Origin of the sequence: Terriglobus sp. ADX1 (genome assembly GCF_036877645.1) — a bacterium.
GTDB lineage: Bacteria > Acidobacteriota > Terriglobia > Terriglobales > Acidobacteriaceae > Terriglobus.
Genome location: NZ_JAEDXV010000002.1, coordinates 220,649 through 246,631 on the forward strand (window position 1 = coordinate 220,649; position 25,983 = coordinate 246,631).

The following is a 25,983-nucleotide window of genomic DNA, read 5'->3' on the forward strand; positions in this document are numbered from 1 at the left end:
GGGGCGGTGACACTGCTACCTCGATTGTTGTCCCCTGCACCTTCCTGTTGAGCGATTTGGAAGGTGTCTATTTTTTTCTGCATTGCTTTGTGAGGCCTTACCTTGAAAACAAATTTTGGATCGAAGCGACTGCTTTCTGCGCTGCTTTGTGCCCTTTATGCGCTGCTGCTGAGTAGCTCAGCTTTTGCCTTGCCGGCTGCGCCGAATCATCTGCTGATTACGCAGGTGTATGGTGGCGGCGGCGGTGGCAGCACGACCACCACCTATACCTACAATCGCGACTACGTTGAGATTTTTAACCCAACCGCGACAGCAGTAAGCTTGAACGGGCTTTCCGTGCAGTATGGCTCTGCAGCGGGAAACTTTGGCACAAGCGCTTCAAACATTGCCGTGTTGCCTAATGTGATGTTGCAGCCCGGTCAGTTTTACCTGATCGGTGGCAGCAGTGGTACTCAGGGTGGCACGTTGCCAGCGGTTGATTTCAGCGCCAGCCTTTCCATTGCCGCAACAGGCGGTAAGGTAGCGCTGGTTAACGGCGTCACGGGTAACCTGCCTGGCACGAGCTGCACTGGTGGCAACATCATTGATGAAGTTAGCTTCGTCTCTGGTCCGAGCTGCGCAGAAACGTCGGCTGCACCGGCCGGTTCAAACACTCTGGCGGCAATTCGCTCTGATGTATGCGTTGATACGGACGACAATTCCGCAGATTTCATCGCAGATACGCCTGCGCCACGCAACAGCAGCACTGCCGTACATGCCTGCACTACGTCGATTCCAAGTACGCAGGTGGCAGTCGCTTCTGCTTTGGCGAACCCCGCTACCGTTACCAGCGGCAGCAATACTGTCCTGACGGTGGTGATCACGCCGGGTACCGCGACGACGTCGGCTACGGTTACGGCGGACCTTTCTGGTTTGGGGGGCAGCGCGGTCCAGCCGCTGGCACTTACTGCCACGAATACGTATACGTACACCTACACCGTGCCCAGCAATACAGCGGCGAAGACATACAGCATTCCCGTTACGGTGACGGACAACACAACGGCAACTGCTTCGAGCAGCATTTCGCTGGCCGTTACAGCGCCGGTGGTGGATACACCTATCTCCACCATTCAGGCGAACCGTTCTGCTTACGTGAACACGAACATTACGTTTACGGGCGTGATCACGGTTGTGACGAACGCTGGTTATTACATGCAGACGGCTTCTTCGACTCCGGGATCGACCGGCGATGAAGGCATCTACGTTTACAGCGGTTCTGGCAAGAATCCTGCAGGTGCTGTGGTTGGAAACAACGTTACGGTTACCGGTAAGTTGACTCTGTACCCTGCGGCTACCGCGAGCCATACGCCTTCGCTGGAAGTCACGACAGCTTCGCTGACGGTGAACAGCACCGGCAATCCTTTGCCGACGGCGATTTCCATCACGGCGCCGACTCCGACGGGTGGTATCTACCAGCTTCGTCAGTACGAGAGCATGTTGGTGAGCCTGCCTTCTGTGACTGCGGTTGGTGGCACTGATGCCACGCTGACCGAGACGACGGAGACGGTGGTTTCGAATGGCCAGTTCTACGTGACGGGTTCGAGCATTCCTCGTCCCTTCCGCGAACCGGGGATGGACTTCCGCGACTTCTCGTCGACGACCTGCCCTTCCGTGGATGCTTGCCCGGCGGCAACGAATCCGACGACGGCTGCGGGTGCGGTTCGTCCGGCGAACCTGACGCTGTATGACGACAACCCAGAGCGCTTGATCATTGAGAGCTCGCTGGGTGGCGGCACGGCGATTGATGTATCGGCGGGTGCGGTGATTACTGGCGCAACCGGCGTGGTGGACTACACCTACTCCACGGATTATCCGTATGGCGATCCGGCTCGCATCATCCTGACGGCGGCGAACCGCCCGACGGTGTCGACTGCTGGAGCGCTGACGGTAACGGCGTTGCCGCTGCAGAACAGCAACCAGTTCACGGTTGCGGCGTTCAACGTGGAGCGGTTCTTCGACACGAACTCTGCGAACGATCTTTACTACAACCCGGTGACGGGCAAGACGGCAGGAAGCTCTGCTGTGGACGTTACTGCTGATGCGTATGCTCGCCGCTTGAAGAAGTTCTCGCTGGCGGTGCGTACGGTTCTGAATAACCCGGACATCATCTCTGTAGAAGAGGTGGAGAATCTCCAGGTTCTGAAGGACATGGCCGCGCAGATCGACGCGGACACCACCACTGGCACGAAGCCCGGCTATGTGGCCTATGGCACGGACTCCATCTCGACGTTTACGAACGACGTGGGCGGTATCTCCGTTGGCTTCCTGGTGAAGCCTTCGACTGTGAATGTGACGACGTGGGAGCAGAAGGGAACGGAAACACTGATCCCTGCTGGAACGTCGGCGCTGAATGATCGTCCTTCGCAGGTGCTGCACGCAACGATTAACCGCGGCGCGGGCGCGAAGCCGTATCCCATCACGGTGATCTCAAACCACCTGCGTTCGTTGAATGCGGTCAACACCACCGCAGTACAGCAGAAGAAGGAACTGCAGGCCGAGATGCTGGCGAACCTGATTCAGGGCTACCAGCAGGCGGGCGAGCATGTTATTGCAGTGGGTGACATGAATGCCTTCCAGTTCTCGGATGGCTACACGGATACGCTGGGCACCATTACTGGCAATGTTGGCAACGGTGTTGCCGTGCAGCCGGGTGTGGCGATTGTGAATCCGGCGGCAGTTGATCTGATTAACAACCTGCCTGCTGCACAGCAGCAGAGCTACACGGAGTGGGGCAACGCACAGGTGCTGGACCATGCCGTGGTGACTGCGGACATTGCAGGAACCTCGACGCTGGCAGTGGGCCACATTGACGCGGACTTCCCCGTTGCGCTGTACAACGATGCAACCACGCCTGCTGCGATGTCGGATCACGATCCGCTGCTGGCTTACCTGGCACTGCCCGCACCTGTCACCAGTGCAACGCTGACGGGCAATGGCACATTTGCAACGGCGTTGCTGATTGGCCAGTCTTCGACGGGCCAGCAGTTGACGCTGACCAACACGGGCGAAACTGCCATCAGCATCACCGGTTTCACGGTGACGGGTGACTTTGCGCAGAGCAATAACTGCGGAACGTCGCTGGCGGTGAGTTCATCCTGCGTGATCAACGTGGTGTTCACCCCGACTGCGGCAGGTGCTCGCACCGGCAGCATTAAGCTGAACAGCTCGGCTACCGTTTCGACTGTGTCGCTGACGGGTACGGGTGTGGCGCCGGCTGACTTCACGATGGGCGATTCGTCGGGTAATGCGACGACGTCGCTGACGGTTTCGGCTGGTTTGAGCGGCACCGTTTCGCTGAAGCTGACTTCGACCGGCGGCTTTGCCGGATCGGTGGCATTCACCTGCGCCGCTTCGGGAACGGCTGCTACCGGTGTGACCTGCACGGTGACTTCGCCGGTGACCCTGGCAGCGGCTGGAACAGCCAATGCAACGGTGACACTGACGACGACAGCTCGCACGCAGGCTTCGACGTCGGGTCTGACGTTCACCAATGGCTCGGGAGGCATGGCGTCGCTGCTGCTGGCTGCGTTGCTGGCTGGCGTTGTGATGCTGGTGGGACGCAAGGGACGCGTAACGCGTATGGGCGGCCTGCTGATGCTGCTGTTCGCCCTGACGGTGGGTGTCACGGGTTGCGGCAGCTCGTCGCACCTGAACACTTCGCCTAACCCCAATGGCACGCCCAACGGAACCTACACCTACAAGGTGACGGCAACTTCGGGAAGCACAAGCCACGTGGAAACAATCAACCTGACGGTGCAGTAAACGCTGCTTCGGAACGACCAAAGCGGGCCACGCGAAATGCGCGGCCCGTTTCTTTTGCTGCGGATTTTTTATCGTGCTGAGACAGCAAAGCTCTCTCCGCCGCGATGGCAGAGAGGGCTTTGCATGGTTTGAGGGCGACTTAAGCTGATGCGGCGGGAACGAAGCCGTCGCAACCGCTGATGGGGGTCACTTTCAGGTGCAGGCTGGCAAGCTTCGGATGTCCGCACTCATCCACCATGACAACGTCTGCCTTGTGGCTGGTGAGGATGCTTACCAGTGCGTTGTTCTTGCTGTGGTGCTCGCCAAAGTGCGTACAGAGACCACACTGACCATCATGAACTGCTTCCATAGGACACCTCCAAGAACTCAGTTGATTGGAGCCGGGGCAGCGCCCTCACGTTGCCTCGGTACTCCAATGACGACAACCATAAACATGCAGAAAATACCTGTAAATTGCGACATTTTCAGTCGCGTTTCGTTTTTGACCCGGACCAATAGTGTCGTAGATATATACCTGGCCCTGACGGGCTGTGTCTTCAGTGACTTATGCTGTTCTCTCCGGACACGCGCGGAAAGAACGGGCGGCCAGAGAATCGGTGTGGAAGTGTCTAGCCCACTGAGAGGCGTAGGCGTTCCAGCAAGAAGAGGCAGTCTCTCTCGTGCAAAACATACAGAGCAATACACGGAGCCTTCGCTTTGATGACATGGTCTATGGCGGCAATCGCACTACAATGAAACTCTTGCACGCTTCCAAGAACAAGTCTTCCAATGCCATCGTCGAGCCAGCATTGACGCCTGCGCAGAGAACAACGTTCGAGCGCAATCTGCGGCACTGGTACGAACAGCATGCGCGTGCTCTGCCGTGGCGCGGGATCCGAAATCCGTATCGCACTTGGCTTTCGGAGATCATGCTGCAGCAGACACGGGTGAACGCCGTGCTGGAGCATTACGAACGATTTTTGCGGCGGTTCCCCACGATCATTTCTCTGGCGCTGGCGCCGGAAGATGAAGTGCTGGCGCAGTGGAGCGGGTTGGGCTATTACCGTCGTGCACGTATGCTGCATCGCACAGCGAAGCTGGTGGTGGAGGAATATGGCGGCGAGTTGCCGTCGACCGCAGCGGGGCTGCGAAGGCTGCCGGGCATTGGGTCCTATACCGCCGCGGCGATTGCGAGCATTTCGTTTGGGGAATCGGTTGCCGTGGTGGATGGCAACGTGGAGCGCGTGTTGCTGCGTGTGCTGGGGCTGCCGGAGACGACAGGCGCGAAGATGGCGGAGTTCCTGGAACGCACGGCGAATGCCCTGGTGCCACGACGCAATGCGGGTGACCATAACCAGGCCATGATGGAACTTGGCGCAATGATCTGCACGCCGCGTTCGCCGCGGTGTACAGAGTGCCCGGTATTCGGCTTGTGCCGGACGCGTGGCGAGCATTCCACGCTGGAGCGCACACCCATGCGGTCAGAACGTGTGCGTTATGCGTTGACCACTCGACGCAGGGTGGAGGGGCTGGAGGTCTTGTTGCAGCGGCGTCCGAAAGATGCGTCGCTGATGGCGAACATGCTGGAATTGCCACAGCTCTCCACGCAGAAGGATGCGGGCGAGTTGGTGCTGCTGGAGGAGCCGCTGCTGCGTGTGCGGCACTCAATTGTGGGCACGAACTACTACGTGGAAGTGGTGGGCATGGCGACGCGGCGCGACGCGGCGAAACATGCGTTGCGCAGTGATGCGATGGAGTGGGTTCCTGTGGCGAAGCTGCAGGAGTTTCCGCTGACCGGTCTGGCACGCAAAGTGTTGCAGAGAATGAAGCTGATGAAGCTGCCGAGCGGACTTCCGCAAGCAGTTCCGCTGCTGATTGGGCGCGGTGGTCGAGCAGCTACGGGCAAGAAAGCCTGACGATACCGCGGCGCGATTTACCGTGCGGTACTTGCTCGTGCGCGGCTTTCCGTGTACATCCCATAAGGGAAGCATCCGCCGCCACATTCCGTGAGGCTGCGGACAATTGACAACGGAAGACGTCCCGCACGGTGATGCTGTGCGCAGGAAGGAAAGGCTTGTTATGGCAACGGAACGCAGTGCAAATGCAGTTTGGAATGGCGGTCTGAAGGACGGCAGGGGCGTGGTGAGCACGCAGAGCGGCGTGCTGAAGGATCAGTCGTACACGTTTGTGTCGCGCTTTGAAAATGGCGCCGGTACGAATCCGGAAGAGTTGATTGCAGCGGCGCACGCTGGCTGCTTCTCCATGGCGCTGAGCGCGGAGCTGGAAAAGGCCGGGCACAAGGGCGACAGCGTTGCCACCACCGCAACCGTGGTGCTGGAGTTTGTGAATGGCGCTCCGACCGTGACCACGATTCACCTGAAGAACGAATCAAAGGTGCCGGGTCTGGATGCGGCGAAGTTTCAGGAGATTGCAGAAGGCGCGAAGAAGAACTGCCCCATTTCGCGTTTACTGGCAGCAGCAAAGATTGATCTGGATGCGAAGTTGATCTCGTAAACCGCGTTTTGTGAAGCAGGAAGGCCCCGGATATCCGGGGCCTTTTCATTGCGAAAAGTATTTTGGTCACCGAAGACATTTTTTGCATTCGTGTGTGTTCCTGTTTGCGTTTCTGTTGACATAGAGAGACTATGCCAGATAGGTTTACTGGCATAGGCAATCTATGCCAGTAGAGGCGCACACCTGATGAAGCACAACGAGATCCCACCTGGCTCACTGACGTTATTGATTCTTCGCACGCTGGCTCGTCATGGAACGCTGCACGGCTATGAGATTGCAGAGTCGATCCTGCAGGCCTCAGACAACGTGCTGGAAGTGGAAGAGGGGTCACTGTATCCCGCACTTCAGAAGATGCTCGTTAACAACTGGGTGAAGGCGGAGTGGGGCGTGACGAAGGGCAATCGCCGCGCGCGCTACTACCAGTTGACCGCTGCAGGGCGAAAGCAGCTTGCGGCAGAGTCTTCCAACTTTGAGCGTGTTTACAGCGCGATTGCGCGTGTGTTGCAGACGGCTTAACCAGCGACTCGTTTTGTATTTCCCATTTTTATTTGCAGGAGAAATCGGCCATGTCACTTCTTCGCCGTATCCAGATGCTGTTTCGTCGTTCGCGTTTTGACTCTGAGTTGGAAGAAGAGATGCGTCTCCACATGGATCTGCGTGAAGAGGAGCAGCGAGCCGCGGGCGTTACGCCGGAAGAAGCGCGTCGCCAGAGCAGGCGCAACTTTGGCAATCCCACGGTGCTGCGCGAACGCAGTCATGCTGCATGGGGATGGGGATGGCTGGAGTCATTGGTGCAGGACATTCAGTATGCGCTGCGTTCCATGATGCATGCGAAGGCGCTGACCCTGATGGCGCTGCTTTCGCTCAGCCTGGGTATTGGAGCGAATGTTGCCATCTTCAGTTTTCTGGACGCGCTGGTGCTGCGCTCGCTGCCAGTGACGAGACCCTCAGAACTGGTGATGCTGGGCAAAGGTGATGACGCAGGTGAAACGGACGATTATGGCTCTACGACGCTGTATTCCTATCCGTTCTTTCGTGAGTTTCGCAAGAGCAATACGGTGTTCTCAGATGTTGCTACGGTCATGAGTTTTGGCAGCGAGATGCATGGCACGCTGGATCATCGGGATAGCATGCAGAAGCTTACGGGGGACACCGTATCCAGCACATTCTTTTCAACGCTTGGTGTCGATCCTGTGATGGGTCGCTTCTTTCGCGATGAAGAAGATCGTGTTGAAGGCAAGTTTCCTGTGGTGGTGATTAGCTATGCCTTCTGGCAATCCGAGTTTCAAGGGACGCCGGACATTCTGAATCACACGGTGAAACTGGCCGATACGACATTCAACATCATTGGTGTAGCGCCGCCGGGATTCTTCGGAATTGAAGTGGGCCATGCTCCCGATTTCTGGGTGCCGATGGCCATGATGCAATCGTTGCCATCGCACAGCAAGGGATATGCGGATGGCTTCTTTCAATCGAACTATGTTTTCGGGCGGTTGAAGCCAGGCGTGACGCGTGCCCAGGCAGAGGCGGAGACGAATGTGCTGTATCAGCATATTGTTCGATCGCTTCCGAACGCCGATCTGAGTGCATACAACCTGGCGCATCTGCAGAACGCGCACGTGTCGTTGACCAACCTATCCACAGGGCGTTCGTTCCTGCGCAATACGTTCTCTGATCCGTTGAAAATTCTGATGGGTGTGGCCGCGCTGGTCTTGCTGATTACATGCGCCAACATTGCCAACCTGCTACTGGCGCGCGCGACGACACGCACGCACGAGTTTGCAGTGCGGCAGGCTTTTGGAGCGCAGCGGTTGCGGTTGATTCGGCAGTTGTTGACGGAAAGTCTACTGCTATCTGTTGCGGGTGCGGGACTTGGTGTGATCCTGGCGCTCGCTGCGGATCGCGTGTTGCTGCGCATGATCTCAGGAGGTCCGGATGCGAATCTGCTGCCGCTGGATATCTCGCTGAATGTGCGACTGCTTGCCTTTACGCTGTTTGCCACAGTGGGCACGGCAGTACTGTTCGGACTGGTGCCTGCGATGCGTGCATCGCGTGTGGCCGTGAATGAAGGCTTGAAGGAGAGCCGCCGCAGCAATAGCAATGCACGCAGTCCGCTGGGCAAGGGGCTGGTGATTGCGCAGATTGCACTCTCGCTGGTGTTGAGTGTGGCTTCTGTTCTGTTTCTGCGGACGCTGGTGAACCTGACACATGTGGACACAGGTTTTCCGCGCAATAGCGTCATGCTGGTCGATATGGATTCGAGCGTGCTGGGTATGAAGAGTGAAGACCCGCGCATGATTGCCATGTTCCAGGAGATTGAGCGACGCGTTGGTGTGTTACCGCAGGTAAAGGCTGCGAGCTTTGCCGCGTTCACCTTTGCGCAGGGTAGTTGGAATGGAACGCTCAACGTACCAGGCATGCCATTCAAGGAAAAGAACTTCGTGAGGCATAACGTGATTGGCAACGGCTATTTCAACGTGATGCAGATACCTTTGCTGGCGGGCCGTGGCTTTGGGCCGCAGGACAGTGCGACATCGCATAAGGTGGTGATTCTGAGCGAGAGTACTGCGCGCGATTTCTTTCCCGCAGGTGTAAATCCGATTGGTCGCCATATGTATCAGGGCAAGGATCCCAAGCCGGAGAATGATCTGGAAGTGATCGGCATTGTGCGCGATGTGAAGTTCAGAAGCCTCGACGAGCGGAAGACATACATTGACTACTATCCCAATCCGCAGCATCCATGGGGTTATGGAAGGTTGGCAGTGCGGTATGACGGCAACTTCGCCACGATGTCCACTGCCGTGCAAAACACGATCCGTTCTGTGAATCGCAACCTGGTGATTGACCATGTGACCACGCTGGACCGTGTGATTGAACGGACGGTGGTGAATCAGACGCTGATGGCGCAACTGTCCACAGCCTTTGGATTGCTTGCTGTGCTGCTGTCCGCGATTGGCATCTATGGTTTGATGAGCTATCTTGTGGGGCAGCGCACGGGAGAGATTGGCATACGGATGGCGCTGGGTGCATCGCATACCGGCGTGCGATGGATGGTGATGCGCGAGATCACGATGCTTGTGATCAGCGGCGTTGCAGCGGGCATTGTGCTGACGCTGCTGAGTGGGCAACTGGTGCGTAACTTGCTCTACGGCGTTGCGCCGTCAGAGCCGGTGAGCCTCCTTGTTGGCATTACTTTGCTCACGGTGATTGCGCTTGCAGCAGGCTATATTCCTGCGCGACGAGCTTCGCGTGTGAATCCGATGCAGGCACTTCGTTATGAATAGCGATGGTTGAATCGTTGCAAGAAAAGAAGGCCCTCGCAAAACATTGCGAGGGCCTTTCGCAGCAGTCGGAAGACTTCGGGAGGAGTCTAGAAGTTCCAGGACATGGTGCCGCGAATGATGCGTGGATCGCCGGGTTTGACGTACAGGTCGTTGTAGCTTCCGGCGTACCAGCGCTTGTTGGTGATGTTGTTGGCGTTCACTTGCCACATGGCATGGCCGCGGCGATAGCTGGCTGATGCGTCGACAATGCCGTAGGCCGGGAGGCGGAAGCTGTTGGCGAGATCGCCGGACTGGTCAGTGTAATGGCGTCCGCCAAAGCCGAAGGTGAGACCACGCACGGGGCCACGCGGAATCTCGTAGGTGCTCCACACGTTGAAGAGATGCTTGGGTGCGTTGAGTGTGGGCGTGCCGGCGGGCAACGTTGTGTCGTTGGTGACGATGGCATTGATGAATGCGTATGAAGAGACGATGTTCCAGCCTGCGAGCGGATGCAGTGTGGCCTCAAGCTCTACGCCGCGGCTGCGCTGCGCGCCGGTGACGAGGTAGTAGTTGGGAACTGCCTGATTGGCCGTGGCAACGTTCTTGCGATCGAGTTGGAAGAGTGCCGCGTTGGCGAGCAGTTTGCCATTGAGGAAGGAAGACTTTACGCCGCCTTCCCATTGCTGTCCGCGCTCCGGTGGAAGGTAAGAGGCGTGTGTGGCGTCAATGTAAACCTGGCCGGACTGCGGCAGGTATGACTTGCTGAAGCTGGCGTAGACCGTGGTTTGTCCGAATGCCTGCCACGTAACACCGAGGCGCGGTGTGATGCCGTGGCCGTTCTGATTCGCTGATCCGCGGCTTTCATTCTTGGCCCAATCAAAGCGTCCGCCACCGGTGATGGCGATGCGCTTCGGCAGGCGGATGTGGTCCTGCAGATAGAGGCCGGTGTACTGCGTGACGGTCTGCGTGTCGGTGTAGAGCGAGAGCGAGCGCACGGGGTTCTGGCCGTAGACGGGCTTGTAGAGATCCAGCGGTTCGTACTGCGTGGGGTCGCTGAAGTTAATGGACCAGCCCTTGCCGATAGTCGGGTTGCGATAGAAGTCGAGGCCGAGCAACGCGCTGTGTTCCATGCCGAGGAACTTCGCGCGGCCCTCGATGCTGGTGTCGGTTTCGTGCGTCTGCCACGGACCGTACCAGGTAAGCGGATAGCGATAGAGCGTGCGGTTGTCTGCACCAAGGAATGAGGGATAGTAGATGCGATTCCAGTTCTGCTGATACCAGGCGAAGCGTGCGTTCTCGCGGAAGATGAGGTTGTCGCTGAAGCTGTGATGGAACTGCACGCCGAACTGCTGGTTAGCCTGCGAGTTCTTGTTCGCATTGGCTTCCAGTTCGCCGATGTAGGTGTTGATGGGCAGGATGCCATTGCCGGGGTTAGGAAGCACGGTGCCGATGGCGGGTAGCGGCATGCCCTGTCGGCCGTTATCGCGCTGGAAACGTCCGGTGAGTGTGAGCCATGTGGAGCTGCGTGGCTTCCATGTGAGCGACGGCGCGAAGTAATAGCGATGGCGATAGGTGTAATCCACGAAGGTGTTCGCGGAGTGATACAGCGCGGCGAGACGACCGTAGACGGTACGCGATGAGTTCAGCGAACCGCCGATGTCGACTGCAGGATCGACGAAGTTAAAAGAGCCTGCGGTGACCTGCGCGTGCACGAAGAAGTCCGGCACAGGCTTGCGCGTGACGATGTTGACGAGGCCGCCGAGAACGCTCTGGCCGTAGAGTGCAGACGATGGCCCCTTGAGCACTTCGACAGACTCCAGGCCCCATGTTTCCTCTGACATGCCGTTGCCGCCGCGCAGGCCGTCGATGTAGGTGTTGAACGAGGCGTCAAAGCCGCGGATGCGGTAGTAGTCCCAACCGTCGTAATAACCGCCTGCGATGACGCCGGGGACGTTCTTGAGCGCGTCGTCGAGCTTCACCACTTCCTGCGAGTCCATGAGACTGCGATTGACTACGCTGATGGCCTGCGGGACTTCGGCCAAAGGAAGGTCGGTCTTGGTGCCGCCGCTGCTGACGGGTGTGGCAAACTCATTGCCTTCCGTGGCCGTGACCGTGACGGCGCTGCGGACGTTGCCAACCTGCAGGACCGGATTCAGAACGGTGCCGGAGGTGGAGTCAGCGATGTCCACCTTCTGCGATGCGGTGCCGAAGTTGGGCGCCTCCACGTCGATCTGGTATTCGCCGTAGGGCACGCTGACGGCATAGGCTCCTGCTGCGTCGGCGGTGATCTGTGTGCGGAGTGTGCCGCAGGTGAGCGTGATCTGTGCGCGTGGGACGCTTGCGCCGGTGGGGTCCGTGACGACACCGGAGAGACGGCGGGGCGCGCCGCGATGGCCATCGCAACCTGCAGGTGCGGGCTCTACGGCGGCGCTCCCTGCGGGTTTTGTGGTGGGTCGAGGATCTTCGGCAACCGTGTGCATCACGGCGACGGAGGAAAGCGCGAGGGCAAACGAAACTGGCAAAAACGGGCGCATGAATACCTTTCAGGGATGTGGCCCGTGAAAGCAGAAAAGAACTCCGTGGGAATTCGAGGCTGCCGTGTGGGCCCATCGAACTCACTCCAACGGACTCCCCTCAGAGCGCCGAAAGCAGTGAAAGCTTGTATTGATTAATATCGGACAAGTTGAGTCTTATATCAAGTCAGGAGTGCGATTACAGGTATGCAGCTGCGCGTTATGCCACGATTTGTGGGTGTCGGGGTATCATCGGCAGCGATGAAAACCATGTCCTTTCTGTCGTTTCGAAATCTGCTTGTTCTTTCTTTGCTCTGCGGTCTGCGTTTGCCTGCGCAGCAACAGACGCCTGTGCGCAATGTGGTGCTGGTGATGACGGACGGCATGCGCTGGCAGGAGATCTTTCGCGGTGCGGATGAGACGCTGCTGACGCCGGAGAACTACTACAACAAGCGCGACGTTGCGCCGCTGAAGCAGCAGTTCCTGGCAGCTACTCCGGAAGAGCGCAGGCGCAAGCTGATGCCGTTCTTCTGGGAGCACTTTGGTTCTACCGGCGTCATCTTCGGCGATCAGGATGCGGGTTCGACGGCGTCTGTGACGAACGGCAAGAACTTCTCTTATCCCGGATATTCGGAGACGCTGACGGGGCATCCTGATCCGCGTATTGATTCGAACGATGACAAGCCGAACCCGAACCTGACGGTGCTGGCGTGGTTGAATCACAGGCCGAAGTTCAAGGGCAGCGTTGCGGCATTTGGTGCATGGCACACCATTGCCAATGCAGTGAATCCAGAGAAGTGTGGCTGCGTGGATAACGCAGCGTACGATCCGCTGGTGATTTCGCCGATGCCGGATGCGCTGGCAGTGTTGAATGCGGTGAAACGTGATTCGCCGCGCGAGTGGGAAGATGAGACGTTCGACGCTCCCACGTTCTACACGGCAGAGGAGTATGTGAAGGCGAAGAAGCCGCATGTGCTGTACATCTCTTTGGGCGAGACGGATGAGTGGGCGCATGCGGGCAACTATAACGAGTACCTGCTCTCGGCGCATCGTGCGGACCAGTACCTGAAGCAGCTTTGGGATTTGTTGCAGTCGATGCCGGAGTATCGCGGTTCGACTGCGCTGATCTTCACCACGGATCACGGTCGCGGCGCGGTGGGCGATACGTGGCGGAACCATGGTGAGAAGGTGCCGGAAGCGAAGAACATCTTCATTGCGGTGAGTGCGCCGGGGTTGGATGGTAAGGGCGTGCAGAAGAATGCGGCGTTGGTGACGCAGTCGCAGGTGGCGGCGACGCTGGCACGTTTTCTGGGTGAGGATTGGAAGGCTGAGGAGCCGAAGGCGGGGGAGGCTTTGCCCTTGAAATAGGGCGGGGCTAAAACGCTCCCTGCTACCATCGGATCGCTTGGCAATTGGTGCTCTGTATGAAAACGAGTGATATGAACGCCAAGCCCAAAAGACATCGTGCTTTGATGTTTGTTCTCAGCCTCTGCTGTCTGCTCTGTAGCATTTTGGCTCTTGCTTCAAGAGACTGGGATTATCTGGTGCAGTCACCATTGGGGCGCCACGCTGGGGAGTTTCAAGCAGCAGCTTTAGTGCTGTTTGTGCTTTTGATGAGGATGAAGCTCCCTCGACCTCAGTGAGGGGAGCCATCTTACAAATAGGGTTTAAGATCCCTGTTTCTGTCGAAGATGCGTTTCTGGTTTCCTGATGCGTTGTAGTGGGGTGAGAGGAATGCAGGTCCTTCGACTTCACTTCGTTTCGCTCAGGATGACGGTCTTCGACCGTATTAGCTTCGCTTGTGTGTGTGCGAAGACCATAGAAACACCCGGCGATCAGTACTGTTCTCGACGCGCGTTGCGCGTGATTTCTACGGCAATAGAAAAGCCCGGCGCGAGGCCGGGCTTTCTTATGTGGCTGGTGTCGGCACCGATCACAGGCGAAGCCTGTCGAGAACGGTGCGAAACACTAGTCCTGTTCCTTACGGACCTTCTTGCGATTCCGCTTGCGTGCCAATGCTTCCTTGACGCGCTTCTTTTCGCCGGGCTTCAGGTAGAAGGAGTGGCGCTTGACTTCCTTGATGATGTCTTCCTGCTGAACCTTCCGCTTAAAGCGGCGCAGTGCATTCTCAAGTGGTTCGCCCTCTTGGAGACGTACTTCTGCCATGTAGTAAAACACCCCGCTCTCAGGTCACGCTGACCGTTTCCTAGGATATCGCAGATTGGGCGGTTTTGCCGGACTTTTAGCGGACCGTCATGACCGGGCAAGTAGCTGCGGCGAGGACCTTAGGTGTCATGCCTGTCTTCAGGTATCTCAAAGCAAAGGAGTTTTCCCGAGGGCCGAGGACGATAAGGTCTGCGTTTACGCGTTCTGCGACGGCCAGGACGGCTTCCGAAGCATTGCCGTATTGGATGACACACTCGGGTGTGCACCAATCGGTGACGCCCGGGGGCACGAGCCTTTCCAGCGCGTGTTTCGCCTGCTCTTCCGAATTTTCGTTAAGCTGTTCGCCTTCCGGGATCACGTGGCAGACGTAGACGTGCGCGCCACTGTCCTGTGCGAAGGCGTAGGCGAAGGTGGCGGCCTTGCGGGACTCTTCGCTGTGGCTGGCGGCGTAGACGATGTTGCGGAAGTGGAATCCGGTGCTCTCTGGCTCCTTCGCGTTGGGCCCTACGGTAAGGACGGGCACGGTGGCGCGGCGGAAGATCTGCTCGGCGGTGGAACCCAGTACCAGCTTGCCCAGGCCGTGCCTGGAGGCGGTGGCCATCACGATGAGTTGCGGCTTGGTTTCGTTCGTGTGGATCAGGATCGCATCGACGACGGAGAAGGAGGTCAACATAGCCTCTTCTGTGCGGATGCCTTCCAGTTCTCGTGCCTCGCGTCGTAATTCCTCTGCGTTGCCGTGTGCTATGCGGTCGAGGGGCACGGCTCCGCCGCCGATGTCCGCGCCGTTGGTGCCGAGGTCAAGTACATTCACCAGCTCCAGAGTCGAGTCGAAGCGGCGAGCCAGTGCAGCGGCGTACTTTACGGCGAGGTCGGCCGCGGGAGAAAAATCCGTGGTCACCATGATGCGTTCCAGATTGATGCGGTAGCGTTCGCCAATGACGGGCATGCTTTACCTCCTCCAACACTGCGATTACACATCCGGGAGACCAGCAATACAGTGATAACCGTCACGATGGACGCGACTTTATTCGCCAGGGTGATACGTGCGTTCCACGTGGCCTCGTAGCTGGTCGGGGTAGAACATGACTTCGCGGAAGTCGCCGCTGCCGTAACGCTCCTGCTGGTCGTTGAAGTGCTTGGAATCGGGGTGGCCGCTTTCGCCGCCACAGGTGACAGCGCGTGCGCGAACGCGGTCCGGGCCAAATTCGACGACGGCTACGAAGCTGTTGCCGCTGGTGCCGTACCGCTTTTTGGTGTTGGGATAGCTGCGCGCTGCGAAGGCGGCGAGCGATCCCCATGTGGATGCGGTGAAGGGAATGGCGATGCTGGGTTGCGCGTCGTCAAAGTGTGGCACGATGCTGTCGTCGAGGCGTTGGTAGCGGTTTACTTCGCCCCACGGCTTCTGCCATGTGCCGAAGTCTTCGGTGAGTTTGTCTGTGGCTTTTTGCAGACCGGCGAGCAGGTCGGCGGGTGGCACGTTGGCGACGACGTAGTCCTCCCACAGCATGCCAGCGCGGCGCGATGCCAGAGCTACAGGTGTGCCGCTGGCTTCGCCCCAGTAGACGGCGAGTGTTGTGGCGACGGAGTCGGCTGCCCACTTGTCATCCCACTTACGCAGCACTTCAATCTGCGGTGCGAGCTTGGTGCGTTGCGGATCGTTCTGTGGGAGGGCGTCGTAGGCGCTTAGCAATGCGGGGACGGTTTTTGCGAAGTAGGGAAGATACGGGTCGAATGCGGTGGTGAGCAGAGAGTCCAGCGTGAAGTCTTTGCGATCGTTAAGAACCTTAACCATGTGGACGCCGCGCGCGGTTTCCGTGCCTTGTTCCACGTAGGGTGGATAGTCCTTCTTCTTCAGCGAGCTTTCGCCTGAGCCGCTCCAGGGCGCGTTATTCACGTTTTCCAGCCAGCCGCTGTGCGGATTGCGAAGTTGTGGGATCTGGTCGAGTGCGGTGAGACCCTGCCAGTCGGTCGCGGGATTCGTGCCGTCGACGGGCTTGGTGTAGTCAAAGCGTGTGTCGCGTTCGGGGATGAAGTTGCCGTGCCAGTAGGCGATGTCGCCGTCGGCACTGGCGAAGATGGTGTTGTTGGAGGAGTTTGCCATCAACTCCATCGTCTTCTTGTATTCGCCGTAGGTGCGTGCCTTGGTGCGAAGGAAGCTCTGTTCCAGCGCTTTGACGGGGATGTTCATCAGTTCGACGGACACCCATTGATCGCCGTCCTTGCGCACGACGGGGCCGCGATGATCGGCGATGCCTTCAAAGGTGCGCGACTTCATGGAGCCGTCTGCAGCTTTGTATTTCAGCGTGATGCTGCGGCGTGTGAAAGGCTTGGTCTCTGCGCCGTACTTGTAGCCGATGACGTTATCGCCAATCTTTACGATGGTGTTTTTGAATTCGTCGACAGCGTCGACGTTCGATGAGGTGTGCATCCATCCGGCGCGATCGTTGAAGCCCTGGTAGATGAAGATCTGTCCCCATGTGACCGCGCCGTAAGCGTTGAGGCCTTCTTCGCTTTGCATCTGTAGTTCGCTGCGAAAGAAGAACGATGTGTGCGGATTGATGAGCAATAGCGCGTGGTGGTTCGCGGTGTTGGATGGGGCGATGGCTGCGCCGTTGGAGCCGCCGGGTTCCACATCGCGATTCACCTGCGCGAGTTGTGCAACGACAGCATTGTGCGTGTCGAGGCGGCCCTGCTTGCTTGCGGAAGGAGCGCCGTAGAAGTCTTCAAGTGACTTCAGGTTGACGCGTTCAATGTCGCCGCCGATGGAGCCTTCCGTAAAGCTGAGCGCCATCCATGGTTCGAAGTGAGTCAGCGCGCGCGGCTTTACGTTGGGGTGTTTTGCAAGGTAGTAGTTTGCGCCGTCGGCCCATGCTTCCATCAGTGCTTTCAGCCAGTCGAGGCTTTCGTTGAAGTCGCGCTTGAGAACGACGGGGTCAATGAAGAGTTGTTGACGCAGGTCCTGCCAGAGTTTCGATTCGCCGTCGGCCTCGCTTACGCGACCGAGTGACACGAGGTAGTTCGTCTCGACGCGATTGAAGTCGTCTTCGCATTGCGTGTAGACCATGCCGAATACAGCGTCGGCATCTGTCTTGCCTTTGACGTGCGCAATGCCCCAGGTATCGCGCGTGATGGTGATGGCGTGCGCGTGTGCGGTCCATCGCTGCTGTTCGGGGAGGCGGTAGTCGACGGCGCCTTTTTGCGCGATAGCGAGTGAGGCAGTGAGGGCAAAGACGGCAAGGACGAGACGCTTCACGACGGACCTCTGGTTTAGCGGTGCTATGACTTTAGCACCGGGCTTGTCTTGCCTACGGATGCATTGCAGAGGGCACAGAAGAATGCAGGTCCTTCGGCTTCACTTCGTTGCGCTCAGGATGACGAACTTTGCGCGTTTGAGCTTCGCTGGTTTGTTCGTGATTATGCCGATCAGCCGAGTGTGCGTTGCGTAAGGATCTTTGTTGGGTCGAGCTGTACGTTGAAGCCGGGGCCGGTGGGAAGAGCGATGTGCGCGTTCTCTACCGTCATGGGGTTCTTCTCGAAGTGATAGTAGTGCTGCATCTTGATGGCGAGGTATTCGCCCAGCGGGAAGGTCATGGGGCTTTGACTGAAGATGGTGTGGGCCGCGGCACGGAGGCTGTGGCCGTGCGGGATGCAGGGCACATCATAGAGCGAGCAGACGGTGCCGATCTTGATGAGTTCGGTGATGCCACCGCACCATTCGGGGTCCGCCTGTACGACGGATAGCGCGTTCTCTTTGAGATAGCGTTGCACTTCCCAGCGGCCGTAGAAGTGTTCGCCTGCTGCGATGGGGATGGTGGTGCTGCGATGGATCTCTGCGAAGCTGCCGATCTTTTCCGGGTGCGTGACCTCTTCCATCCAGCGCACACGGTAGGGTTCGACGCGGTGCGCCCATTCGAGTGCGTAGGTCTGGTCCCATCCGCTGTAGGTATCGAACATGAGTTCGGTGTCTTCACCGAGTGTTTCGCGGAGCGTCTTCACCAGTTCCACGTTCTTGCGCATGCCTTCCGGGCCTGAGCCGTGGCCGTAGGCGATGAACCACTTCTGATAGCGGAAGCCCTGCTTCTGAAGCTCGAGTGCGCGTGTGCGGACCTTGTCGAGTTCGAGTGAACTGCCGAGTGCGCTGACGTACATTTCGAGCTTGTCGCGCGAAGGGCCGCCGAGCAGACGGTAGACGGGCACGCCGTAGACTTTGCCGCGCAGGTCCCACAGCGTGTTATCCGCGGCGGAGATGGCCATCATGTAATAGCCGTCGCGGCTGTGGCGGTCGCTGCGGTAGAGCTGATCCCACAGGACTTCACCCGCGAGTGCGTCCTTGCCGATGAGGAACGGGCGCAAGCGCTCCTGAACCACCATTGCCGGCTCTTTTTCGATGGGGCCGTAGAGGCCTTCCAGGCCGCCGGTGGCGCGGATGCGCAGGTAGATCGCTTCGTACTTCACGGTGGTTTCGCCGCCGGGATGGTCGCTGTAAACCGGCGGGCGCAGGGTTTCGTAGATGTCTTCGGGATTGACCTGTGCCTGTTTGTTGATGCCTGCCTGCTGCTGGTATTGGCCGTGGAGTTCGAGCAGGTCAACCGCTTCAATCTTCAGCGGAGCGATGCCGGTGGGGCGGTCCGCCTGCATGGCTGCGGCCGCGTTGCTCCATGGGGAAGAGGAAATCGCCGCGGCGGCTGACAGGAAGTTGCGACGGTTTAAGAGGACAGGCATGGATGGCGGCTCCGCGGGAATTTCGCTGCGACGGTAGGTGGTTCGGTCTTAGCGAGCGAAGCATATCATTCGCGATGCGAACTAAATCAAGTGGTTTCCCGATGAATCGTAGAGACGCGAGACAAATGCAGGTCCTTCGACTTCACTTCGTTTCGCTCAGGATGACGCGCTTTGCGCGTACGAGCTGCGCCTATGATGAACTTCGTTCGTGATACTCAGGTCAGCTTCGCGAACCTGGGGAAAGCCGGATTTGTGGCTGGAAGCTTTGAAGGGAATGGCGCAGGAGGATTCGTTGGGATTCTTCGCTTCGCTCAGAATGACAGTGGGAACAGTTCGCAGACTCTGTTGAGATCTTCTTCGCGGACTCCGTTGAGATCTTTGTGGTGTGAAGGAAAGCAGGTCCTTCGGCTTCACTTCGTTTCGCTCAAGATGACGCGCATTGCGCGCACGAGCTTCGCCTATGACGAACGGATGATATGCACAAAGGGGACGAGCTTTGTGCTCGTCCCCTTTGTGTTGAAGGCGTCGTTTTGTTTAGCGCAGGACGAAGCTGTACATGGTGTCGCCTGCGGCGATGACAACGTATTGCAGCCCATCGAGTTCGAAGGTGATGGGGCCGTTGGTGGCGGGGCCGCCAAGGCCTGCGTGCCACAGGATGGCTCCGTTGGCAGCGTTGAAGGCCACGAGGTTCGATGTGGTGTCGCCTGCGAAGAGCAGGTTGGTGGCTGTGGTCAGGATGCCGGAGCGTGCGCCGGAGCTGGGGAAGAGATGCTCCCACTTCATCTTGCCGGTGCGGTAGTCCAGCGCGCGGAGGTAGTTCTTCTGCATGCCGAAGCGGTCGTTACCGGCCCAGCCCTCGGGCTTATCGCTGGTGTCGAAAAGGTAGTAAATGCTGGCGGAGTCCGACGCGAGTACGTAGAAGAGGCCGGTCTTCGGGCTGTAGCTGGGCGGGAACCAGTTGGACGCGCCGCCCTGTGCAGGCATCACGATCACGCCGTTGGGCTGGGCCACCTTCTCCGGATTGACGATGGGCTGGCCGTTGTCCTTCACACCGGAGGTCCAGTTCTGCCAGGACCAGGGCGTGGACTTCAGCACTTTGCCGTTGGTGCGGTCGATGAGGAAGTACCAGCCGTTGCGGCTGGCCTGCGCGAGCAGCTTGCGCGGCTTGCCGTCAACGATGCCGTCGATCAGGATGGGCGTCTGCACCGCGTCCCAGTCATGGGTGTCATGCGGGTTGGGCTGGAAGTACCAGACGAGCTTGCCAGTGTCGGGGTTCAGCGCGCAGATGGTGCCGGTGTAGAGGTTGTCGCCGGGGCGCTTGCTGCCTGCGATGACGGGCTGCGCGTTGCCGGTGCCGAAGTAGTAGAGATTCAGCTCAGGATCGTAGGTGCGGCTACCCACGTCATGCCACCGCCGTGTGTCATGGCTTCGTCGTTGGGCCATGTCTTGGCTTCGGGCGTGCCGGGATCGGGATGGGTATAGAAGCGCCACTGGCGCTCGCCGGTGGTGGCGTCGTGCGCTTCAATGTAGCCGGGAATGTCAAAGTCGTCGCCGCTGATGCCCACCATCACATGGTTGCCCACGATGACCGGGGCGACGGAGCCGAAGTTGAACTTGTCCGGATTGCCAATCGAAGAGTGCCACTTCTCCTTGCCGGTCTTGATGTCGAGCGCGACGAGGTTGCAGTCTTCTGTCTCGAAGTAGAAGGTGTCACCTTTCACGGCACCGCCGCGGTTGCCGATGGTTTCGCCGCCCTTGCTGGGCCAGTCAAATTGCCATAGCTGCTTGCCGGTGCGCGCATCCACGGCCCAGGCGTGGCTGGGAACGGTGAAGTACAGCACGCCGTTGATGGAGAGCGGTGTGGCGCTGATGCGTTTGCCGCCGCCGGTGGTGGTGGTAATGCGATGCGTCCACGCCAGTTGCAGGTTCTTCACGTTCAGCGGCGTGAGCTTGGTCAACGGGCTGTAGCGGCGGCCGGAGTAGTCGCCGTTATAGGTGGTCCATTCGCCGCCGTCGAGTGTGCCAACGGTGCCGGAGGGAACGGCTGTCTTCACGGCAGCGTGCACGGGTTTGGTGGTGGCGGGCGTCTGCGCGTGCAGCAGCGACGCGGAGGCAAGGAGCAGGCTGGTCAGGCAGAGGCGCTTCATTGCAGTGTGTCCAGATAGGTGGTCAGGTTGTGCATGTCCGCGTCGGTCAGGCGGTGGACGAGGGCTTCGTGTTCCGCGTAAGGATTCTTCACGCTGACCTTGCTGCCAGCGACGATGTTCACGGATTCGATGCTGCCATCCTGATGCTTTACGGTTGCGGTGAAGTCATCCATGCTGACGAGCGTGCCGGAAACGGTCTTGCCCGTGGGCATCTTCACGGTCACTTCGATGGGAGCTTTCTTGCCCAGGCCACCCTGCGGGAAGACGATCTTCTGCTGCAGCGTGGCAGGGCTGTAGCGCTTGCCCACATCGGCGAGGTCGCCCGTGACGGAATGACATTTGCTGCAGCCACCCTGACCGTTGAAGTAGGCCTTGCCCGCTTCCAGGTCGCCAGAGGTTAGTCCCTGCGGCTTGTCGTTATACCCGCTGCGCAGAATCTTGTTGATCTGCGCGGACAGGAACTGCGAAAGGTCGCTGGCTTCCTTGTCGTTGTAGCTGAAGTTATGCGGTGCGGAGGTCTTCAGGAACGGCGCAAGCTCCTTACCGCGGAGGTTTTCACGGCGATCATGCAAAACCATGGTGCTGCGGTACAGGTCAGGCGCAGTGTCTGTGCCTTTGGCGTCTGCGCCGTGGCAACGCGCGCAGTCCTTCGCCCAGATTTTCGCGCCGCGGTCCACGGCGGTGGGTTCTGTGATCGTTCGTGGGAACTGCGCTGTGGCCGTCAGCATGAGTCCGAGTGGAAGCAGTCCCACGCTCCATTGCAAAGCTTTTCTATATGCGTTTTTCACGCCGGGTAGGACACTCCATTTCACAGGCAGCAGTAAGAAACAATATTTCCTGTGCTCTCCTTTATACTTGCTCCCCGTGCGGGGAGGCCAAGTGTGAATCGTCGCGAACCAATGTGGGCAGATAATTTCGCGCCGCCAGCGCCGTCGTGGCGCTTTTCTTCGATGCTCTGGAACCTGAATCGCAAGATTCCCATAGAGCAGAGGTTAGATGCGTTGGCCGCCGCTGGCTATACGGGCGCGGAACTGGTGGACGAGTGGCGTAGCTGGAAACCGGAAGAGATGCGCAACATTGTGGCGAAGCGGCACGCTCTGGGCATCGACTTTGATCTGATCTTTCCGGCGAAGGTGAACCTTACGGATACCGCGCAGCGCGACCTGCTGCGCGCGCAGGTGAAAGAAGCTATTCCGGTGGCGCAGGAGTTGGGCACGTCGCACTTCTCGTTTAACTCCGGGCCGCACATTGCAGGGGCTACGCGTGAGCAGGAGTGGACTGCGATCTCCGATGGATTGAAGATTGCCGCGGATGCGCTGGGCGATGCGAAGATTACGATTCTGCTGGAACCGATTGATGTGCTGGAAAACGCCAAGCTGGCGATCAACTCGGCGTTTGATGGATTTGCGCTGGTGCGTGCGTTGAACGATCCGCGGATCAAAGTGTTGTACGACCTGTACCATGAGCAGCGCGGCACGGGAAACGTGATTGATACGCTGCGGAAGAACATTGACCTGACGGCAACGGTGCATATTGCCGATGTTCCGGGGCGTCACCATCCCGGCACAGGCGAGATGAACTACGCCAATATCTACCGTGAGCTTGCGCGGTTGAACTACAGCGGTTACATCTGCATGGAGTTCTATCCGCTGAGTGACACGACGACTGAATTGAAGGCGGCACGCGAGGAAGCGCTGGCGGCTGCACGAACGGCATAACGAAACCAGATAACGATTGACGGAGAATACGATGAACCGCCGCGACTTTCATAAGCTTTCCCTTGGTGCTGCAGCTGCAGCCATGCTGCCTTCTACGAAGGCGTTTGCGGAGCCAGCGAACACCGTTGCCGCGAATGGTGGGCACAAATTCTCTGTAATGCTGTGGACGATGGACAGAAGCCTGTCGTTTGAGGACCGCCTGCAGCGTGTTGCCGAAGCGGGTTACACCGGCGCGGAAGTTGGTAACGAGTACGAAAAGTGGACTCCTGCAGAGTGGAAGACAGCGCTGGCGGCGAAAGAAAAGTACGGCATCACGATTGATTCTGCGGTGCCGGGACGCAATGCATTGTCGGATCACTCGAAGCGCGATGCGCTGACAGCGGATATTAAGAAAGCCATTCCGGGCGCGAAGCAGCTGGGCTGCAACCAGTTCATCTACACGGCATATACGCGTGTTCCGGACCAGACGCCGGAGCAGCGCCGCGATGCGATTGTGGACACGCTGAAGTATGCCGCGGATTTATGCGCGAAGGACGATATCGAGATTGTGTTGGAGCCGATCGACTTGTTGGAATACAAGATGGAAGCCGTGCCCAGCGTGGCCGATGCGTTTGAGATTACGCGTCTTGTCGGAAGCCCTAAGGTGAAGGTGTTGTACGACTTCTACCACGAGCAAAAGCAGGCCGGAAACCTGATCGAGAAGCTGACGAAGAACATCGATCAGGTAGGTTTGGTTCACATCGCGGATGTCCCGGGACGCCATGAGCCCGGTACGGGCGAGGTGTTCTACACGAACATCTATAAAGAACTGGCGCGGTTGAAGTATGACCGCTACATCTGCATGGAGTTTACACCGTCCGCTGGCAAGGAATGGGTACCCACGCTGCGCAAGGCGCGTGAAGAGGCCATTGCGGCCATGAAGCAGGCGTAGGTTCCTTTCCAGAGCAACGAAGGGCACGGCGTACGCCGTGCCCTTTTCATTTCCTGCTGCCTTGCTTATGCGACGTCTTTGTCGCGGGAGGTTGTGGAGCGATCTGTCCATGCCTTCCATGTGGTGTTGTTTTGCGCAACGCTGCCACCGTGAAACTTTGCGGGATACGACATCATGGCGATGTAGATGTCAGTGAACTGACGCTTGGCGCAGCGAGTGCAACGCACTGGATAGCGCAGCATCAGCACTTCAAACAGATCCACGAAGCGCAGGCGTGAACGTCGGAACTGAGGATTGCCGCAGAACGGGCATGCCACCTCGCCCTGTTTCAGCTCTACCGTGGGGCGTTCATTGTAGGGCTGCACCAAGTGCCGGTAGTTGTTGGGCTCAACCGTTGTGACACCGATCTCTTCCTGCTTTTGCGGGATTCCCATGTGTTCCTACACGGTAAGGTCAGTTGGGCGAAATCGCAATGAAAAACACAAGAAAAAGCTTTCATATGAAGGTAAAGATGTGTTTCCATGTAGGATTTTCCCCATGTTCAATCGACGTCGTTTTCTGCAGGCTGGATCGTTTGCTGCTTTTACAGGTGGTGTCCTGCGTTTGTCTGCCGCTACCACAAAGATGATTGCGCCGTTGCAGAATGTTCTGCGTAGCCCGGACATGGTCCGCGTGCAAGTGAAAGATGATCCTGGGTTTGTGAGCTTGCAGAGAAGCGGAGACCGCTGGACGACAGCGGGACTTGAGCTGGCCGTTTCGGAACGCACGGACGCATTGGACATATCGCTGCATGCGCCGCAGATGCCGGTGCAGAGGATTCATCTGCGCTGGCATGGAACGATTTCGGAAGAAGTAAAAGTATTGGGCGATGCGTGGGAGCGCTCCTATGGCGATCTGGCATGGCTGCCGCTGCAGCCGGAGCGGGTGTTGCCGTGGTATCTGCTGGCCTCTCACGGCGGTGTGACGGCAGGCGCGGGCGTGAAGACCGGTTGCGCTGCGCTGGCTTTCTGGCAGGTGGATAGCGAAGGCATTTCGCTGTGGCTGGATGTGCGCAATGGCGGCAACGGTGTGGTGCTGAGCGACCGTGTGGTTGCCCTGGCGTCTGTGGTGACTCTTCCTCCAACGCAGGAAAGTCCATGGAATGCGGCGAAGAGTTTGTGCCGCAAGATGGCCGCAGAAACCAACGTCCCAGGCAAACGCGGCAAGTATGCGCTGGATGTTCTGTACGGTTCCAACGACTGGTATTACGCCTATGGCAAGAACACACCGCAGGGGATTTTGCGCGATGCGGAGTTGATGCGGGAGGTGGCTCCTGCACATGGGCCGACACCCTTTTGCATCATTGACGACGGCTATCAGGATGCCGCGCGTTTCCCATCGCTGTCGCGGCTGGCGGAAGAGATTCGCGGGAAGGGTGCTGCTCCGGGAATCTGGATTCGTCCCCTGCGTGCGAACAGCAGCACGCCTGCGGAGTGGTTGTTGCCCGCGAAGCATTGGCGGCAGACATCACGGGAACTTGCGTATGACCCTACTGTCCCTGATGCGCGTGAGCAGGTGCTGAAGGTTGTGCGAGAGGCGCGCGATTGGGGCTACGACTTCCTGAAGCACGACTTCACCACGTATGAGTTGCTGGGCGGTTGGGGTAAAGACTTTGGCGCTTCGCCAACACGCGAAGGCTGGAGCTTCCACGATCGCAGTCGTACGAATGCGGAGATTATCCGCGAACTGTACATGGACATTCGCAAGGTCGCGGGAGAAGACCGCATCATTCTTGGTTGCAATACGGTAGGCCATCTGTCGGTGGGCATCTTTGACGCATCGCGTACGGGTGATGACACAAGCGGTCGCGATTGGGAGCGCACGCGACGTATGGGCGTGAACACGCTCGCGTTTCGTTTGCCGCAGGATCACACCTTCTATCGCACGGATGCTGACTGTGTGCCGTTTACGCCGGACATTCCGTGGCAACAAACAGAGGCGTGGCTGCGTGCTGTAGCGGCGAGCGGATCCATTTTGTTGGTGTCACCTGATCCTCGCAGCATCGATGCGCGTGCAAAAGCAGCGATTCGAGAAGCCTTTGCACTGGCCGCACAGAAGCCGCAGGCAGAGCCAACGGACTGGACGGATTCACGTACGCCGTTTCATTGGAAGCTTAAGGGCGCCGCGACAACCTATCCGTGGTTGGAAAGCACAGGCGCGTCGCCGTTTCAGGCGTAGTGGTTTTGTGAG

18 protein-coding genes and 1 pseudogene are annotated in these 25,983 nt (G+C 58.5%); 9 read left to right on the top strand and 10 right to left on the bottom strand.

Going from position 1 to position 25,983, the window contains the following annotated elements; translation table 11 throughout:
- Positions 1-102: 102 nt before the first annotated feature.
- Complete coding sequence (locus JAO32_RS02730; RefSeq protein WP_334237239.1) at positions 103-3,801, top strand: lamin tail domain-containing protein; 3,699 nt, start codon at positions 103-105, stop codon at positions 3,799-3,801.
- A 139-nt stretch (positions 3,802-3,940) separates the two neighbouring features.
- On the opposite strand, the gene JAO32_RS02735 is transcribed toward JAO32_RS02730, so the two are convergent.
- The gene (locus tag JAO32_RS02735; protein WP_334237241.1) at positions 3,941-4,150 is read right to left on the bottom strand and encodes a hypothetical protein; all 210 of its coding nucleotides are present in this window, start codon (positions 4,148-4,150) and stop codon (positions 3,941-3,943) included.
- A 382-nt stretch (positions 4,151-4,532) separates the two neighbouring features.
- Here JAO32_RS02735 and JAO32_RS02740 point away from each other — a divergent pair, with 382 nt between their 5' ends.
- The 4 genes from JAO32_RS02740 (at position 4,533) to JAO32_RS02755 (ending at position 9,578) form a co-directional block, all read left to right on the top strand.
- Positions 4,533-5,696 carry an A/G-specific adenine glycosylase gene (locus JAO32_RS02740; RefSeq protein WP_334237243.1) on the top strand — a complete coding sequence of 388 codons (1,164 nt, stop codon included), beginning with the start codon at positions 4,533-4,535 and terminating at the stop codon, positions 5,694-5,696.
- Positions 5,697-5,859: 163 nt separating this feature from the next.
- Positions 5,860-6,294, top strand: a complete 435-nt coding sequence (locus JAO32_RS02745) for an OsmC family protein (protein ID WP_334237245.1) — start codon at positions 5,860-5,862, stop codon at positions 6,292-6,294.
- 186 nt (positions 6,295-6,480) lie between these two features.
- Positions 6,481-6,810 (top strand): PadR family transcriptional regulator, encoded by a 330-nt coding sequence (locus JAO32_RS02750; protein WP_334237246.1) that lies wholly within the window; start codon positions 6,481-6,483, stop codon positions 6,808-6,810.
- 50 nt (positions 6,811-6,860) lie between these two features.
- A complete protein-coding gene (locus JAO32_RS02755; protein WP_334237247.1) occupies positions 6,861-9,578 on the top strand; it encodes an ABC transporter permease in 2,718 nt (905 codons plus the stop codon).
- 86 nt (positions 9,579-9,664) lie between these two features.
- Here JAO32_RS02755 and JAO32_RS02760 read toward each other — a convergent pair whose 3' ends face one another.
- Positions 9,665-12,091, bottom strand: coding sequence for a TonB-dependent siderophore receptor (locus JAO32_RS02760; protein WP_334237249.1), 2,427 nt, complete (start codon positions 12,089-12,091; stop codon positions 9,665-9,667).
- Between the two features lie 249 nt (positions 12,092-12,340).
- On the opposite strand from JAO32_RS02760, the gene JAO32_RS02765 reads away from it, so the two are divergent.
- Complete coding sequence (locus JAO32_RS02765) at positions 12,341-13,438, top strand: sulfatase-like hydrolase/transferase (RefSeq protein WP_334237251.1); 1,098 nt, start codon at positions 12,341-12,343, stop codon at positions 13,436-13,438.
- A 600-nt stretch (positions 13,439-14,038) separates the two neighbouring features.
- Here the strand turns inward: JAO32_RS02765 and rpsU are convergent.
- From rpsU to JAO32_RS02800, 7 genes and pseudogenes are all read right to left on the bottom strand, one after another.
- Positions 14,039-14,236, bottom strand: a complete 198-nt coding sequence (gene rpsU, locus JAO32_RS02770) for a 30S ribosomal protein S21 (protein WP_041592738.1) — start codon at positions 14,234-14,236, stop codon at positions 14,039-14,041.
- Positions 14,237-14,312: 76 nt separating this feature from the next.
- The gene (locus JAO32_RS02775; RefSeq protein WP_334237254.1) at positions 14,313-15,182 is read right to left on the bottom strand and encodes a universal stress protein; all 870 of its coding nucleotides are present in this window, start codon (positions 15,180-15,182) and stop codon (positions 14,313-14,315) included.
- 78 nt (positions 15,183-15,260) lie between these two features.
- Positions 15,261-17,489, bottom strand: coding sequence for a penicillin acylase family protein (locus JAO32_RS02780; protein WP_334237256.1), 2,229 nt, complete (start codon positions 17,487-17,489; stop codon positions 15,261-15,263).
- Positions 17,490-17,659: 170 nt separating this feature from the next.
- Positions 17,660-18,958, bottom strand: coding sequence for an enolase C-terminal domain-like protein (locus tag JAO32_RS02785; RefSeq protein WP_334237258.1), 1,299 nt, complete (start codon positions 18,956-18,958; stop codon positions 17,660-17,662).
- A gap of 534 nt (positions 18,959-19,492) precedes the next feature.
- Positions 19,493-19,942, bottom strand: a complete 450-nt coding sequence (locus tag JAO32_RS19995) for an outer membrane protein assembly factor BamB family protein (protein ID WP_443082569.1) — start codon at positions 19,940-19,942, stop codon at positions 19,493-19,495.
- 165 nt (positions 19,943-20,107) lie between these two features.
- Positions 20,108-21,105, bottom strand: a pseudogene (locus JAO32_RS02795) (outer membrane protein assembly factor BamB family protein); the annotation flags it as partial.
- Positions 21,102-21,857: a c-type cytochrome gene (locus JAO32_RS02800; protein WP_334237264.1), complete on the bottom strand. Its 756-nt coding sequence runs from the start codon at positions 21,855-21,857 to the stop codon at positions 21,102-21,104. The pseudogene JAO32_RS02795 and the gene JAO32_RS02800, both read right to left, overlap by 4 nt.
- A gap of 129 nt (positions 21,858-21,986) precedes the next feature.
- Here JAO32_RS02800 and JAO32_RS02805 point away from each other — a divergent pair, with 129 nt between their 5' ends.
- A complete protein-coding gene (locus JAO32_RS02805) occupies positions 21,987-22,823 on the top strand; it encodes a TIM barrel protein (protein ID WP_334237265.1) in 837 nt (278 codons plus the stop codon).
- Positions 22,824-22,854: 31 nt separating this feature from the next.
- Positions 22,855-23,754, top strand: a complete 900-nt coding sequence (locus JAO32_RS02810; protein ID WP_334237267.1) for a TIM barrel protein — start codon at positions 22,855-22,857, stop codon at positions 23,752-23,754.
- A 65-nt stretch (positions 23,755-23,819) separates the two neighbouring features.
- Here the strand turns inward: JAO32_RS02810 and JAO32_RS02815 are convergent, their stop codons facing one another.
- Positions 23,820-24,188, bottom strand: coding sequence for a hypothetical protein (locus tag JAO32_RS02815; RefSeq protein WP_334237268.1), 369 nt, complete (start codon positions 24,186-24,188; stop codon positions 23,820-23,822).
- 103 nt (positions 24,189-24,291) lie between these two features.
- Here JAO32_RS02815 and JAO32_RS02820 point away from each other — a divergent pair, with 103 nt between their 5' ends.
- Positions 24,292-25,971: a hypothetical protein gene (locus tag JAO32_RS02820; protein ID WP_334237270.1), complete on the top strand. Its 1,680-nt coding sequence runs from the start codon at positions 24,292-24,294 to the stop codon at positions 25,969-25,971.
- The last annotated feature ends 12 nt before the right edge of the window (positions 25,972-25,983 follow it).